The sequence below is a fragment of the Thermanaerosceptrum fracticalcis genome (assembly GCF_000746025.2).
Taxonomy (GTDB): Bacteria; Bacillota; Peptococcia; order DRI-13; family DRI-13; genus Thermanaerosceptrum; species Thermanaerosceptrum fracticalcis.
On the sequence record NZ_CP045798.1, the window covers coordinates 3622089 to 3635764 of the forward strand.

At 46.3% G+C, this 13676-nt stretch carries 13 protein-coding genes; 12 read left to right on the plus strand and 1 reads right to left on the minus strand.

Going from position 1 to position 13676, the window contains the following annotated elements; translation table 11 throughout:
- Nucleotides 1-3 precede the first annotated feature (3 nt).
- Nucleotides 4-1425: an aspartate ammonia-lyase gene (locus tag BR63_RS18320; protein WP_034420479.1), complete on the plus strand. Its 1422-nt coding sequence runs from the start codon at nt 4-6 to the stop codon at nt 1423-1425.
- Entirely contained in the window at nt 1425-2654 is a 1230-nt protein-coding gene (gene hydF, locus BR63_RS18325) for a [FeFe] hydrogenase H-cluster maturation GTPase HydF (RefSeq protein WP_034420478.1), read from the plus strand. The genes BR63_RS18320 and hydF overlap by 1 nt, the downstream gene beginning before the upstream one ends.
- A gap of 667 nt (nt 2655-3321) precedes the next feature.
- On the opposite strand, the gene BR63_RS18330 is transcribed toward hydF, so the two are convergent.
- Nucleotides 3322-4497: an aminotransferase class I/II-fold pyridoxal phosphate-dependent enzyme gene (locus tag BR63_RS18330; protein ID WP_034420477.1), complete on the minus strand. Its 1176-nt coding sequence runs from the start codon at nt 4495-4497 to the stop codon at nt 3322-3324.
- A 221-nt stretch (nt 4498-4718) separates the two neighbouring features.
- Between BR63_RS18330 and BR63_RS18335 the strand changes: the two genes are divergently transcribed.
- The 10 genes from BR63_RS18335 to BR63_RS18380 all read left to right on the plus strand — a co-directional run bounded on the left by BR63_RS18335 (nt 4719) and on the right by BR63_RS18380 (nt 13674).
- Entirely contained in the window at nt 4719-6287 is a 1569-nt protein-coding gene (locus BR63_RS18335) for an ATP-binding protein (RefSeq protein ID WP_051965452.1), read from the plus strand.
- A 64-nt stretch (nt 6288-6351) separates the two neighbouring features.
- The gene (locus BR63_RS18340) at nt 6352-7056 is read left to right on the plus strand and encodes an AzlC family ABC transporter permease (protein WP_034420475.1); all 705 of its coding nucleotides are present in this window, start codon (nt 6352-6354) and stop codon (nt 7054-7056) included.
- Nucleotides 7020-7346 (plus strand): AzlD domain-containing protein, encoded by a 327-nt coding sequence (locus BR63_RS18345; RefSeq protein ID WP_034420473.1) that lies wholly within the window; start codon nt 7020-7022, stop codon nt 7344-7346. Before BR63_RS18340 ends, BR63_RS18345 begins: the two co-directional genes overlap by 37 nt.
- Nucleotides 7347-7505: 159 nt before the next feature.
- Nucleotides 7506-8645, plus strand: a complete 1140-nt coding sequence (locus tag BR63_RS18350) for an aminotransferase class V-fold PLP-dependent enzyme (RefSeq protein ID WP_034420471.1) — start codon at nt 7506-7508, stop codon at nt 8643-8645.
- Between the two features lies 1 nt (nt 8646).
- Nucleotides 8647-8865: a putative Se/S carrier protein gene (locus BR63_RS18355; RefSeq protein ID WP_034420469.1), complete on the plus strand. Its 219-nt coding sequence runs from the start codon at nt 8647-8649 to the stop codon at nt 8863-8865.
- An 18-nt stretch (nt 8866-8883) separates the two neighbouring features.
- Nucleotides 8884-9228 carry a sulfurtransferase-like selenium metabolism protein YedF gene (gene yedF / locus BR63_RS18360; RefSeq protein ID WP_034420467.1) on the plus strand — a complete coding sequence of 115 codons (345 nt, stop codon included), beginning with the start codon at nt 8884-8886 and terminating at the stop codon, nt 9226-9228.
- An 8-nt stretch (nt 9229-9236) separates the two neighbouring features.
- The gene (locus BR63_RS18365; RefSeq protein WP_034420466.1) at nt 9237-10016 is read left to right on the plus strand and encodes an acyl-CoA dehydratase activase; all 780 of its coding nucleotides are present in this window, start codon (nt 9237-9239) and stop codon (nt 10014-10016) included.
- Nucleotides 10016-11161, plus strand: coding sequence for a double-cubane-cluster-containing anaerobic reductase (locus BR63_RS18370; RefSeq protein ID WP_034420465.1), 1146 nt, complete (start codon nt 10016-10018; stop codon nt 11159-11161). The genes BR63_RS18365 and BR63_RS18370 overlap by 1 nt, the downstream gene beginning before the upstream one ends.
- Before the next feature lie 412 nt (nt 11162-11573).
- On the plus strand, nt 11574-12455 hold the full coding sequence (locus tag BR63_RS18375) for a selenium metabolism-associated LysR family transcriptional regulator (protein ID WP_207724735.1): 882 nt from the start codon (nt 11574-11576) through the stop codon (nt 12453-12455).
- Nucleotides 12456-12633: 178 nt separating this feature from the next.
- Entirely contained in the window at nt 12634-13674 is a 1041-nt protein-coding gene (locus tag BR63_RS18380; RefSeq protein WP_034420463.1) for an ABC transporter ATP-binding protein, read from the plus strand.
- The last annotated feature ends 2 nt before the right edge of the window (nt 13675-13676 follow it).

The window sequence follows — 13676 nt, forward strand, 5'->3', positions numbered from 1 at the left end:
GGAATGAGAACAGAAAAAGACTTTTTAGGTGAAAAAGAGGTTAATAAAGAGGCTTATTGGGGAATTCATACCCAGCGGGCGCTGGACAATTTTCCTCTTTCCGGCCAGCGGGTTCATCCCCAGTTGATTAAAGCCCTGGCCCTGGTAAAAGTGGCGGCCGCCCAGGCTAATCTTGAACTGGGCTACCTGGAAGAAGAAAAAGCTCTGGCCATTATAGAAGCAGGAATGGAGATTGCGGCAGGCAAATTATTAGACCAGTTTCCCCTTGATGCCCTGCAAGGAGGAGCAGGCACCTCCACGAACATGAATGTTAATGAGGTCCTGGCCAACCGGGCTACGGAATTACTGGGCGGGCAGAAAGGGACATATCTGGTAGATTCCTGTAATGACGTTAATATGCATCAATCTACTAATGATGTGTTTCCCACCGCCTTAAGGATTGCTGCCATTCAACTGCTGTTACCTTTAAGCCAGGCCATGGCTGAATTGCAGAATGCCCTGCAGGAGAAAGAGGCTGAGTTTGCGGGGATCATTAAGCCCGGGAGGACTCAACTGCAAGATGCTGTGCCTATTACCTTGGGGCAAGAGTTCAGCGCTTATGCCCAGGCCATAGCCCGGGACCGCTGGCGACTCTACAAGGTTGAGGAAAGACTGCGACAGGTAAACCTGGGGGGGACCGCCGTTGGAACGGGCATCAATACGCCTAAGGAGTATATTTATCTGGTGATAGAAAAGTTAAGACAGTATACCTCCCTGGGCTTAGCCAGGGCGGAAAATATGATAGACCTGACCCAGAATGCTGATGTCTTTGTGGAAGTTTCAGGGCTCTTGAAGGCAGCAGCCGTCAACCTGGGGAAAATAGCCTCTGACCTGCGGTTGTTATCTTCCGGTCCCCATACAGGTTTAGGCGAAATTCAACTTCCTGAAGTCCAGGCTGGGTCCAGTATCATGCCGGGAAAAGTAAACCCTGTGATACCGGAAGCCGTTAACCAGGCAGCTTTTCAGGTGATTGCTCACGACCTGGCCGTTACGCTGGCTTGCCAGAGCGGGCAACTGGAATTAAATGCTTTTTTACCTCTGGTAGCTCATCATCTTTTGCATGCTATTGAGCTTTTAACAAACAGCGCACAGGTCTTGGCGGAAAAATGTGTGAGGGGTATTAGAGCCAATAAAGATCACTGCCAGCTCTTAGTGGAAAACAGTTTGATCATGGCTCCCGCTCTTCTACCCTATTTGGGGTATGAGAAAACTGCCGCCATAGTCAGGGAAGCCAGGCAAAAAAACATACCGATTCGCTCGGCTCTCCTCGAATCACAGCTTATGACAGAAGAGGAAGCCGAGAGACTTTTGGATTATCGTGAGCTTACCCGTCCTGGGGTAGCCTATCATAAATTAAAAATGAAGTCTCTAGGTGGTGAAGTGTAATGCAGAGTACTTCCAAGGGAACCCGGCTTCATATCGCTTTATTGGGGCGTCGCAATGCGGGCAAATCGACTTTACTTAATGCCTTAACCAACCAGGAAGTTGCCCTGGTTTCGGAAATACCGGGAACTACCACGGATCCCGTCTATAAAGCTATGGAATTATTGCCGCTTGGCCCGGTGTTGTTTATTGATACGGCAGGTATTGATGACGAGGGTATTCTCGGTAGCATGAGAGTGCAGAAGACTTATGAAGTTTTAGACAAGACGGATGTTGCCCTTTTGGTTATCGATGCAGTTCAGGGTATGAGTGAATACGAAAACAGTCTGTTAAAAATTTGTAAGGAGAAGGCCATACCCCTTCTTTTGGTGTTAAATAAAGAAGATCTTTTCAACGATGCTGCAAAGGAAACTTTCTTACAGGAGTATCAAAAGGATATTGGTGATACTCCCTGCTACTGGGTTAGTGCGGCCACTAAAAAAGGTATACCCCAGTTAAAACAGCACCTCCTGAAAATCAGCCCGGGTGATTGGGTGGCTCCGGCCATTGTCGGGGATTTGTTGCAGCCCGGGGACCTGGTGGTACTGGTGGTCCCTATTGACATGGCTGCTCCCAAGGGACGTCTGATCTTACCTCAAGTACAAACTATTCGGGATATCCTGGACCACGATTGTTTTACCTTGGTCTGTAAAGAGCACGAACTGAAGAAAGCTTTACAGGAACTGAAAGCACCGCCCAAACTGGTAGTTACCGATTCTCAGGTCTTTATGAAGGTGGCAGCAGACACTCCCCCTGATGTAAGTCTGACATCTTTTTCCATTCTAATGGCCAGGTATAAAGGGGATTTGCTTACTTTAGCCCAGGGGGCCAAGGCGATCGATCATTTAAAGCCGGGAGACAAAATCCTTATCGCGGAAGCCTGCACCCATCATCAACAGCCCGATGATATTGGCAAGGTGAAGATTCCCCGCTGGCTGAGGCAAACGGTAGGTGGAGAATTAACAATAGATTTTTCCCAGGGTACGGAGTTTCCCAAAAACTTGAGCGAGTATAATCTTATTGTCCACTGCGGCGGGTGTATGTTAAACCGTAAGGAAATGCTTAACCGCATCAGAAAAGTACAGGAGGCTGGTAAGCCTATTGTTAATTACGGAGTGTTAATTGCCCATATCCACGGTATTTTACCCAGGGCTTTGGCTCCTTTTGGTATTGACTTTTCAGCATTAGCTTGATGTATACAATATTTTTTGCCCAAAACAGTAGCAAAACACTAACCCCGGTGCTATACTATACACAAATAACAGTATGACTGGGGGCAGGAAAACATGTATACAATTACACATAAAGATGTAATTGCTGCTGATAGAGAGCATGAGCTGATGTGGGAACTAATGCTGGCAGAAATGGAACGCTGCCTGGGAGCAGAGCACTAAAACTAAATGGTTAATTGAGGAGTTAGTCCGGTCACTGCCGGACTTTAATTTTTGAAAAGTTATTGTAAACACGTATACAATATTTTTGCGAAAGAACCTGGTAAAAATGAAATTATGGTGTTATACTATACATAAATCACTGTATGACGGGAGGCAATAAAACATGTATACAATTATGCAAAACGCCGATGAACACAGTTTCAATGAAGTGATGGAAGAAATTTACCTGGCGGAAATGGAGCGGAATCTTGTTGCCGAACATTAAACTGAATAGGGTACCTTGCGCATAAAAAGACTCCGGCTTAGAGGCACGGAGTCTTTTGCATTTGCGACAATGGGGACGGTTCTATTTTGTCGCAGTGAACATTTTTGCGACAATGGGGACGGTTCTATTTTGTCGCAGTGAACATTTGCGATAAGCATTTTATTTTAGAAAGAGGGAAGTGCGAGGTGGCATAACCCGTATTCAGGGTTTGTGTCTTGTTACAAATTCACCCATGCGTCGGGCGGCTTCCCGTATTTTTTCCCCTTCCTGTACCAGGCCAATACGAATATAGCCCTCACCGCACTGGCCGAAAGCAATTCCGGGAACCACCGCTACCCCTGCTTCCCGTAACAAATCCATGGCGAATTTCTCCGAAGAATTGAAAAATGAGGGCAGTTTAGCCCAGGCGAACATGGAGGCTTTGGGTTTATTGATTTTCCAGCCGTATTTCGCCAGCTCTTCCACCAAGACATCTCTCCTGTGTTCATAAGCTTTGGCATTAGCCCTGACACATTCCTGGGAACCCGAGAGCGCTTCTACTGCCGCTAATTGCACCGGGCGGAAGATACCATAGTCGATGTTGCTTTTTACCAGACGCAGGGCATCAATGACGGCGGCATTCCCCACGATGAAACCTAAACGGCAGCCTGCCAGGTTATAAGTCTTGGAAATGGAATGAAATTCAACGCCAACTTCTTTAGCGCCGGGAACCTCTAAAAAGCTTACATTTTTAAAGCCGTCATAAGAGAGCTCAGAATAAGCAAAATCGTGGCACACGATAATATCATGCTGCCTGGCGAAGGATACGACACCGGCAAAAAAGTCTTTATTAGCTGTGGCAGCCAGGGGATTGCTGGGATAGTTCAGGATCATGATTTTGGCTTTTTGGCAAATGTCCTGGGGAATTTCACTTAAATCCGGCAGAAAATTATTTTCTTCCCTGAGAGGCATGGGATAGAGAATTCCTCCCGCCAATAAAGCCCCACTCTGGTAGATGGGGTAGCCAGGATCAGGTACGAGAACTATATCGCCCGGGTCTACGGCAGCCCAGAAGATGTGGGCTAAACCATCCTGGGAACCCATCAACGATAAAATTTCTTTATCCGGATCAAGGTTAACCTGGTAATAGGTTTTATACCAATTTGCTATAGTTTGTTTTAAAGAAGGTATGCCTTCCGTTAAGGTATACCCATAGTTCTTATCGTTTTCTGCTGCTTCAATCAGGGCTTTTTTGACATGGGGAGGAGGAGGCATATCGGGGCTGCCCACGCTTAAGTCAATCACATCTTTACCGGACTGGAGAACCTGCGTTTTCACTTCGCTGATTTTTGAAAAAATACCGGGCTGCAGTTTGTTAAGTCTGGAAGCACCAATCATTTCTTTCCGCTCCTTAACCAAATTATTCAATTAACCTTTCTACTTTTATGTGTTGAATTCCTTTTTCCTCTGTAAAATTTCAGTTGTTGGAGGAGTGAAAATATTTTATATTATAAAATTTAACTAAAATAGAGGAATACGGAAAATGGTGTAGAAAAATGTAATTAATGGTAGTATATAGCAGTGGCGTTATGGAGCATGTAGAAATATGGGGGATAAAAATGAACTGGTTTAGTATAGTACAAGCCTTTGTCAGCAGTATACTTTTTGTCATTGTTTTCGGAGCCGCAGGCGGCTTTATCGTACTATACTGCCCACGAAAGTTTGCTGTCTGGATATGGGGTCTCATTTTTGGTTTGACGGCCATCTTTGTTTTCAATAACAAGATAGGTGTTGGAAACCGCTTGTTTTTTGATTTTACTTACCTGATCATGTTTCTTTCAGGTTATTGGGGCGGATGGATGACCGTTCTCGTAACCGGTCTGATTGCCGGGGGTTACGGACTGGGACAGGAAACCCTTTCATCTTATGAGTTTATCCTATTGTTTCTCTTTGGTCTAGGTGGAACTGTGCTGCGGAAGTTTTATCCGGAAATCAGGAAATGGCCTCCGGGGCTTTGGCTGGGGTTCACAGTCATTCAGGCCATTGTTCTTCTGCAAATCCGGTGGGATAATTACAGGCAAATGGGCCCGGCCCAGATCAGCTATGTCATTCTTTTAATTTTTCTGGGTTTCTATCTTAGTCTTAAATTTTTCTTTTATGTACAGGAAAAACTGTGCAGGGTGTTTTTTTTAGATGAGTCTTTAAAAAAGAGTAATCTTTATCTGGCTGTCTTCGATGACCGGGGGCGACCGCTTTTTTTGAGCGAAAATCTCAAGGAGAATAACAGCGTGAAAGAAGCTGTGAAGGAACAGCTTTTTCCGGAGACGGGAAATTTCCCCCTCGAAATACATAGGAGAGGAATGCATATTAATCGAGAACTTAATATTTTAACGGTGGAAGGTAAGCGTACCCTCTCCCTGGATGCCCAGGCAACCGCCTTACCCCGCGGGGATATGGGAGTTATGGCCGTTTTATTTGATATTACTGAACGAAAGCAGATAGAAAGAGACGACCTCTATTTAGAGCGTGTTAATTTAGTGGGAGAGATGGCTGCCGGTATCGCTCATGAAATTAGAAATCCCATGACGACGATTGCCGGTTTCTTACAATTCTTGAAAACCAAACCGGAATTCAAAGGTTATCAAAACAATTTTGAATTGATGTTACAAGAAATAAAAAGGATTAACCTGATTATTAATGATTTTCTTGCCTGTGCCCGGCATAAGCCTGTTGATTTCAAGGTACAGAACCTTAACGCCATCGTGGCGGCAGTAGCTCCCCTCATCCAGGTGGAAGCGGTATTTAGCAATAAATATCTGAAGGTTGAATTGGGTGATATTCCCGACCTTACCTTAGATGAGAATGAAATCCGGGAGCTAATTTTTAACCTGGCCCGCAATGGTTTGGAAGCTATGGAGGCAGGGGGCAACCTTACCATAAAAACTTTCCGTGATGAAGGGGAGGTTGTCCTGGTAATCCAGGATGAAGGGCCTGGTATGGCCCCGGAGATTATGGAGAAACTGGGAACTCCTTTTCTAACTACCAAGGATGGACGTACGGGACTGGGGTTAGCCTTATGTTACAGCATAGCTGGCCGCCACAACGCTACAATTCGCGTGGAAACCTCTGCCAGTGGGACAATCTTTTATGTCAGGTTCCCTTTTAATGGTTCTTATAAGTTTTCTTAATAGGAATGTTTTGTGTGATATGTTATGATATTTTTATTATACTGTTTTGTATGGTGGTGGGGAAATGTCCAACAAGGAATTCAGTACAGGGATGAAAGCGGCAGTTCCTGTCGTTTTAGGCTATGTCCCTATAGGATTAGCGTTCGGTGTTTTAGCGGCCCAGGGCGGTCTTTCTCCCTGGGATGTGTTTTTTATGTCTTTGCTTGTCTATGCCGGTTCTTCCCAGTTTATCGCCGTGGGCTTAATAGGGGCGGGAGCATCCTGGGGGACCATTGTCTTCACAACTTTTCTCGTTAATTCCCGGCATATCTTAATGAGCGCATCCTTAGTACCATATCTTAAAAAGTTTACCAGCCCTATTCTGTCGGTTATCGGTTTTGGTATTACCGATGAAACTTTTGCTGTGGCCATGGGTGATCTTGTGAAAGAAAGCAAAGGTCCCAGCTATTTCCTGGGTTTGAATCTTGCTTCACAGTTAGCCTGGATTGTAAGCACCGTTTCCGGCGCTGTAGTGGGTAATGTTATTCCCAACCCCGAAGCCTTCGGTTTTAATTTTGCTTTACCGGCCATGTTTATCGGTTTACTGGTGATGCAGATGCGTGAGCGAATCAGCAGTGTCATTGCTGTCATTGCCATCATTTTATCCCTTTATTTTAAGTATCTTATACCAGGCAACTGGAATGTCATTTTAGCTACAGTCATTACGGCAACGATAGGAGTGATTATAGAAGAATGGATACTAAAGTCTTCGCAATCATCCTCGGCATGATGTTAGTCACCTATATTCCCCGTATGCTTCCCCTGGTTGTGCTCTCTAAATGTGACATCCCGCCTCTTGTGTTAAGGTGGCTTAAATTTATCCCGGTGGCTGTGTTAGCCTCCCTCTTGGGACCGGAAATCCTCCTTGCAGATAATACCCTAAATCTATCTTTAAATAACACTTATCTTCTGGCTGCTTTACCATCTTTACTGGTGGCCGCAACCAGCAAAAATCTTTTTTTAACTGTTTTTACCGGCATGGGTGCTATGGTTATACTTACCAGGTTTATATTTCAATAGAGATTTTCAAAGAGCCATCTTTTTAGGGAGGGCTCTTTTTTAATGGAATTTCTATGAAAAAAATTCATAATGCCTATTCCAATTATAATATATTGTTATTTGACGTATACCCGGAACTGTCTGACAATAGTATTGTTAAAAGGCAAGGGGGGAGCAAAATTGCTCTATTTTGATAATGCGGCTACCACCTGGCCCAAACCGGAGGAGGTATACCGGGCCCATGACCAGGCATTAAGGCAGGGCGGCAATGCGGGAAGAGGAGTCCACCAGGCTTCCCTGGCTGCAAGCCGGACACTTTTTCGTACCCGGGATAGCCTGGCCCGGCTGTTTAAGATCAAAGAGCGAGACAGGATTATCTTTACCCAAAATGTCACCGAGTCTTTAAATCTGGCTCTCCAGGGGATCTTAAACCCCGGTGACCATGTCCTGGTTAGCTCCCTGGAACATAATGCGGTGATTCGTCCCCTGGAATACTTGAAAAGCCGGGGGGTTAGTTATTCCGTAGTACCCTGTTCACCCGAGGGTGAACTGGATTTGCAAGTATGCGAGCAATACATAAAGCCTAAAACGAAACTGATGTGTTTTACCCATGCTTCCAATGTCCTGGGCACCATTCTCCCGGTTCGTGAATTAGGCCGGTTCGCCAGAAAGCATGAACTGTTGTTCATGGTGGATGCGGCCCAGAGCGCAGGGGTTATTCCCATTGATGTAGAGGAGATGAACATTGACCTGCTGGCGTTTACGGGTCATAAAGGACTTTTGGGACCGCCGGGTACCGGAGGCTTGTTTGTGCGGGAAGGAATTGTCTTGCGGCCTTTAATTTACGGGGGAACGGGAACCCATTCCGCTTCTTTGTCCCAGCCTGAATTGTGGCCTGAAGGGTTGGAAAGCGGCACAAGAAACGTACCGGGTTTAGCCGGGCTCAATGCAGGTGTGGAGTACATTCTTGAGCGGGGAATAGCTTCCCTTCGCCGGCATGAGCTGGAACTAATGAATTTACTGCTGTCTGGACTGGAGAGTATCCCCGGTATCAGGATATTAGGACCCCGGGAGCCTGAAAAACGGGTAGGTCTGGTTTCCTGTGTCTTTTTGTGCCATTCTGCTGATAAGATTGCTTCCTTGCTGGATAGAAAGTATGGCATTATTACCCGGGCAGGATTACATTGTGCGCCCCTGGCCCACAAAACAGCAGGAACTGATACGCAGGGAGCCCTGCGGATCAGTCTGGGGATCTACCATACCGAGGAAGATATAAAGACCCTACTGGCTGCCCTTGAGGAATTATTAAGGGGGGAATAGGGTGAAAGATGTTATCCTGATATTCTCTTCGGTTCACCATACCCTTGGTGCAGAGGAACAGTTGATGAAAACAACCTGGCATTTTTTGGTGGTTCCTGTGCCGCCTCATATTAACGAAGGCTGTGGTCTGGGAATTCAAATAGAAGAAAACGAGGTGGTAGCAGTTCTTCAATATTTGGAGGAAAAAGGGTTCTCTCCGGTGAAAGTCGTCAATCTTTAGAAAGCGGGGAAAGTAAGTATGAATAAAGATTATGTCCTTTTGATCACCAGTCCAGGCATTGGCAAAGGTGAGGAAAAACTGGGGAAAAAACTCATGACTTCCTATCTCCACTGTCTCAATGAGGGTGAGGATTTACCCAGCCATATTCTCTTTCTCCATGAAGGGGTGAAACTGGTAGTGGAGGAAACGCCTGTCCTCACTCTCTTGCAAAGTTTAGCTGCCAAGGGTGTAAAAATCCTGGCCTGCGGCACCTGCCTGGACTATTTCCAGATTAAAGACCAGGTCAAAGTAGGCGAGATAGGCAATATGTACGGTACCCGTGATATCCTGGCCTGGGCGGGAAAAGTGATTACTATAGGATAGGTGAGAAAATGACTTGGTCCATTGGCATAGATGTAGGTTCAGTATCGGCCAAAGGAGTAATTTTTAATGGTGAAAAGTGGGATTACGTTGTTATTCCCACAGGCTGGATGCCTCGCCAGGCAGGTAAAGAAGTTTTAGACCAGTTATTAAGGAAGGCAGATATTGGTCTTGATAATGTGGGTATAATTGTGGGTACCGGTTATGGTCGGGTTAACCTGGATTTTACCCATAAAACTTTCAGTGAAATTGTCTGTCATGCCAGGGGTGCCCACTATTTGTTTCCCCAGACTCAGGGGATTATTGATATTGGGGGGCAGGACAGCAAGGCTATTGCCATTGATTCTGAGGGAAAGGTAAAAGATTTTATTCTTAATGATAAATGTGCCGCCGGGACAGGAAGATTCCTGCAGGTAATGGCCCAGGTTTTAGGTTATGAGGTATCTGAACTGGGGGAAAGGTGTGGAACGACGGAGCCTGTGGAAATTGGCAGCATGTGTGCCGTTTTTGCCGAGTCGGAAATTATTGGTCTTCTGGCCCAAGGTGTTTCCCAGGAACGAATCGTAGCCGGAGTTCTTCTCTCTATAGCCAGGCGGGTGGGTACCATGGCGACTAAACTAAACCTGGGGCCTCATGTTACCTTCTGCGGAGGTGTGGCCCAAAACCAGATTTTACAACGTTTTTTAAAAGAACAAACAGGCTGGGAGATGGAAGCCCCCGAAAAACCCCAACTGGTAGGAGCTCTAGGAGCGGCCATTATTGGTTATGAATTATGTGGAGGAGGTAAATAATGCGCGCAAAAACTATGGAGTATTTTGACCAGCTTATTCCCAAAGGAATGGTCCTGGCTAAGGAAGCCAAAGAGCAGGGCAAACCTGTGGTAGGTTACTACTGTGTTTTTTCACCCATTGAACTCATTGAAGCGGCAGGGGCCATCCCTGTGGGTTTATGTGCCACCAAACAGGAACCTATCGCCGAGGCGGAAAAAATTCTGCCCAGAAACCTGTGTCCCCTGGTGAAATCAAGCTTTGGCTTTGCCATCAGCGGCAAATGTCCCTTTTTCCATTTTTCTGATTTTGTCCTGGCCGAAACCACCTGTGACGGCAAGAAAAAAATGTATGAACTATTAAGCGAACATAAGCCCATGATTGTCCTGGATATACCCAATTCTGCAACATTAGAGGATCTGAATGAACACTGGTTAAAGCAAATTTACCGGGCCAAAGAGTATTTCGAGAAGAACCTGGGTACAGAGATTTCCCGGGAAAAATTAAGGGAAGTGATTAAGGTTTACAATGAGGAGCGCAAGCTCATCATGGAACTGGTGAGTCTTAATAAACATCATCCCACGCCCATTACAGGAACGGATTTATTGAAAGTGCTGTGGGGCAGGTCCTTCCAGTTCAACCGCCAGGAGTTTCTTGACCAGGTGAAAACATTGATCACTGAGCTTAAAGAGATGGTGGCCAATGGACAGTTTAGCTGTTCTCCTGACAGTCCCCGTATCCTGGTGACAGGATGTCCCACGGGGGTAGGTCAGGAGAAGGTCATGGGCATTATCCAGGAATGCGGGGGTGCAGTAGTCCTCCAGGAGTCTTGCAGCGGCATCAAGGGCTTTGTAGACCTGGTGGACGAAGCAAAAGATCCCTTCCTGGCCCTGGCTGAGAAATACAATAAGATCCCCTGTGCCTGTGTTTCACCCAATAAAGGCCGGCTGTCCCTCTTAAGCAAGCTGGTGGAAGATTTCCGGGTTGACGGGGTGGTGGATATTACTTTGCAGGCCTGTCATACTTATAATATTGAATCCTACAGCGTGAAGGAGCACCTGCGCAAAAACCATAACATACCCCTTTTGCAGATTGAAACGGATTACAGCGAGTCCGATACTGAACAGATCAAGCTGCGGGTGGAAGCATTTTTGGAAATGCTTAAGTAAAATCATTGATACCAAATTAACCTGAAAATAGTACTTGAAATGGGTATTTGCGACAGAAGGGGACGGTTCCCCCTTGTCGCAAATCTTTTTCTATACCCTAAGATTTACAACCGTTCGGGAAAAATTAAAGGCTAGTCCACCCGTTATGTTAGCCAGGCTAAGGAATTTACCAGGGGTTAGCAAAAAAAGTGATGATTTTGAGCAATTTCAAATTGGGGGTTGCCGGCACCGAGTGGGATTTTTTCAATAATGAATCTTTGTTTTTGTATATTTTTGTATAATAGAGATGGGCGCTTTTTCGTTTCTTTCTAGATTATGCGACAACAAGAACCGTCCCCCTGTGTCGCATGTTCAGAAAAAATTTGTCCTGGAAAATTGTGTAGCTTATAATGGGGCGAAAGTTGGTGAAGTTATGATCGGCATGAAGCACCTGCAGGCCTTTGTGACGGTAGTACGGGAAAAAAGTTTTTCCCGGGCTGCGGAGGTCCTCTATCAAACCCAGCCTGCCCTCAGTAAACAGGTTAAAGCCCTGGAGAATTATTTGGGTGCAGTTCTCCTGGACAGGAGCGAGAAAGAGGTAACTCTCACCGATGCAGGGGCACTTTTTTATCCAGAGGCCAAAAGGATACTGGATACCTTAACCCAGGCCAAAGGGGCCATTGCAGAACTGCAAGGCCTTAAAAGAGGAAAACTGTCTTTAGGGGCCAGTACGCTCCCGGGCGAATACCTGCTGCCTGCCCTGGTGGGTAAATTTCGTAAAATATACCCGGGTATCGATGTGGAAATCAAAGTGGCAGATACCCGGGAGATTATCAATGCCCTGAAGTCCGGTGAAGTCCAGATAGGTTTTTTGGGCGCTCCTCCCGTTGAACCCATCTTTGAGGCCTACCCTTTTAGTGAAGACAGGATTATCCTCATAGCGCCGCCCCACTATCCCGACAGGGTCACAGACCTTTCCTGGGATCAGCTGATCCTCAGGGAAAAAGGTTCAGGGACCAGGCAGGTAGTGGAGGAGTTCTTTAAACAGCAGGGAAGAAGTGTTGAGAAAACTGCCGGGGCCATGGAAATCGGCAGTACCAGAGCCATTATCAACGCTGTGGCCGCCGGGTGGGGGTTTAGTTTTGTTTCCCATTGGGCCGCAGAAGAAGCCCTACTGCTGGGTAAGGTGAAAGAGATTCCCTATGTGGCGCAAGGGATTCAACGCTTGATCTACTGTGCCAGGGTGTTAAACCACTACCATGGATGTACTGCCCAGGCCTTCTGGGAGTTTGCTAAGGATAATAGCCAAAAATAGCTAAAAGCTGTTTTTCCTGATGAGTGGTTAACCTTTTGGGAAATGCCTTTTTTGCATAACATAAGTATTCAATTGAAAACCTGCATGACCAGTACATACTGGGCCTGCAGGTTTTTTCATATCTACAGGTCGGGAGACGTATAAATATACCGTAACCTTTGCAAGGAGTGATTGCTTCATGGGACTGGCACAGGCAGCAGAAGACAAGAACATTATTCTTAAGGTGCAAAACTTATCCACCCATTTTTTTACCAGGGAAGGAGAAGTAAAAGCGGTAGACGGGGTCACTTTCCGGGTGGAGAAAGGAGAGACCCTGGCTATTGTGGGGGAAAGCGGCAGTGGAAAAACAGTGACGGCCCTTTCCATGTTGCGCCTGCTTAAATCACCGCCCGGTAAAATCATTTCCGGAGAAGTACTGCTGAATGGCAAAGATATTTTAAAGATGAAAAACCATGAGCTGCAGAAAGTACGGGGTTCAGGTATTGCCATGGTTTTACAGGAACCCATGTCTTCCCTCAATCCTTCTCACACCATTGGGCAGCAAATCATGGAGGCTGTGGAGATAAACCAGGGGCTGAAAGGAGAAGTCGCCAGGAAAAAAGCCCTGGAGATGTTAGAACTGGTACGGATACCGGCGCCGGAAAAGCGCTTCTATAACTATCCCCATGAACTCTCCGGCGGTATGAAGCAGCGGGTTATGATTGCCATAGCCCTCTCTTGTCGCCCGCAAATATTAATCGCCGATGAACCCACCTGTTCCCTGGATGTGACGATCCAGGCCCAAATTATGGAACTGATGAAACAGTTAAAAAAAGAGATCGGTACCACAGTAATCTTGATTACCCACGACCTGGGGGTAGTGGCGGAAATGGCCGACAGGGTCGCCGTGATGTATGCAGGACAAATGGTAGAAACAGCAGATGTCTTTGAGCTTTACCGTAATCCTGCCCATCCCTATACCAGGGGTATTATAGGGTCAATTATGGATATGAAGGGAGGGAAGAGGCTGGGAGTCATACCCGGAGATCCGCCAAATCTCTTGAACCCGCCCAAGGGCTGCCGCTTTTACCCCCGGTGTTTTCAGGTTCAGGAGATTTGCGCCCAAAAAGAACCTGTTTATACAAACATACCGGGGTCTGCAGGGAGATGGGTGAAATGTCATTTTCCCCTCACAGATGAACAAAAGCACGTACGTACTTGCTCTAACACCCCTGTTTAGGG

Bases quoted from the DNA above. Each gene is read 5' to 3' on its own strand.
- BR63_RS18380 (WP_034420463.1), top strand. From the start codon at position 12,634: ATGGGACTGGCACAGGCAGCAGAAGACAAGAACATTATTCTTAAGGTG.
- BR63_RS18370 (WP_034420465.1), top strand. From the start codon at position 10,016: ATGCGCGCAAAAACTATGGAGTATTTTGACCAGCTTATTCCCAAAGGA.
- hydF (WP_034420478.1), top strand. From the start codon at position 1,425: ATGCAGAGTACTTCCAAGGGAACCCGGCTTCATATCGCTTTATTGGGG.
- yedF (WP_034420467.1), top strand. From the start codon at position 8,884: ATGAATAAAGATTATGTCCTTTTGATCACCAGTCCAGGCATTGGCAAA.
- BR63_RS18335 (WP_051965452.1), top strand. From the start codon at position 4,719: ATGAACTGGTTTAGTATAGTACAAGCCTTTGTCAGCAGTATACTTTTT.
- BR63_RS18365 (WP_034420466.1), top strand. From the start codon at position 9,237: ATGACTTGGTCCATTGGCATAGATGTAGGTTCAGTATCGGCCAAAGGA.
- BR63_RS18375 (WP_207724735.1), top strand. From the start codon at position 11,574: ATGATCGGCATGAAGCACCTGCAGGCCTTTGTGACGGTAGTACGGGAA.
- BR63_RS18345 (WP_034420473.1), top strand. From the start codon at position 7,020: ATGGATACTAAAGTCTTCGCAATCATCCTCGGCATGATGTTAGTCACC.
- BR63_RS18330 (WP_034420477.1), bottom strand. From the start codon at position 4,497: ATGATTGGTGCTTCCAGACTTAACAAACTGCAGCCCGGTATTTTTTCA.
- BR63_RS18340 (WP_034420475.1), top strand. From the start codon at position 6,352: ATGTCCAACAAGGAATTCAGTACAGGGATGAAAGCGGCAGTTCCTGTC.
- BR63_RS18320 (WP_034420479.1), top strand. From the start codon at position 4: ATGAGAACAGAAAAAGACTTTTTAGGTGAAAAAGAGGTTAATAAAGAG.